The sequence below is a fragment of the Sphingomonas sp. S-NIH.Pt3_0716 genome (genome assembly GCF_003950715.1).
GTDB classification, from domain to species: Bacteria; Pseudomonadota; Alphaproteobacteria; order Sphingomonadales; family Sphingomonadaceae; genus Sphingobium; species Sphingobium yanoikuyae_A.
Genome location: NZ_QLJK01000144.1, coordinates 1 through 533, shown reverse-complemented (window position 1 = coordinate 533; position 533 = coordinate 1). Strand labels below are relative to the sequence as shown.

The following is a 533-nucleotide window of genomic DNA, read 5'->3' as shown; positions in this document are numbered from 1 at the left end:
GGGATGGGATGGCAGCGGCCTGGTGCTCGTGAGCAAGGTTTTGCAGACGGGGGGCTTCCATTGGCCACGGGCACAGGATGGCGTGATGCGGCTGTCGGCATCACAGGCGTCAGCCTTGTTCGAAGGGCTGCAGTGGTCGAAAATGCACACGCCGCGCGCTCAGGCTCCGGTGACGACACGATAGGTCGCATGCCTGATTCCCCTGATCGAAATGCCATTGCGGGCCGTCCAGAAACTGCCAGAAATAGGGCATGTCCGCCACTGCAGCCGACCTTCCTGACGATGTCGCCATTCTCAAGGCGATGGTCCTAGCCGGCCTCGAGCGTGAAGCTCGGATGCAGCATATCATCGACCAGATCACCCGGACGACATTCGGAAAACGGTCGGAGAAGCTGAACGAGGATCAGTTGGTGCTGGGCCTCGACGATCTCGATGTTGCCCGCGCTGAACTGGAAGCCTTGGCCGAGCAGGCCGCGGCCGCAGCGGGCCAAAAGAAGGAACGGGCGCGAAGGGAGCCTGGGACAGCACGGGCG

Annotated in this window: 2 protein-coding genes; both read left to right on the top strand. The window is 62.7% G+C overall.

What is annotated here, in order from left to right; all coding sequences use genetic code 11:
• Positions 1-184 (top strand): IS66 family insertion sequence element accessory protein TnpB (gene tnpB / locus BRX37_RS26535; protein ID WP_164522563.1); only part of this gene is annotated, 184 nt, incomplete at its 5' end.
• A gap of 67 nt (positions 185-251) precedes the next feature.
• On the top strand, positions 252-533 hold a 282-nt coding region (locus BRX37_RS26530), incomplete at its 3' end, for a transposase (protein ID WP_206434246.1).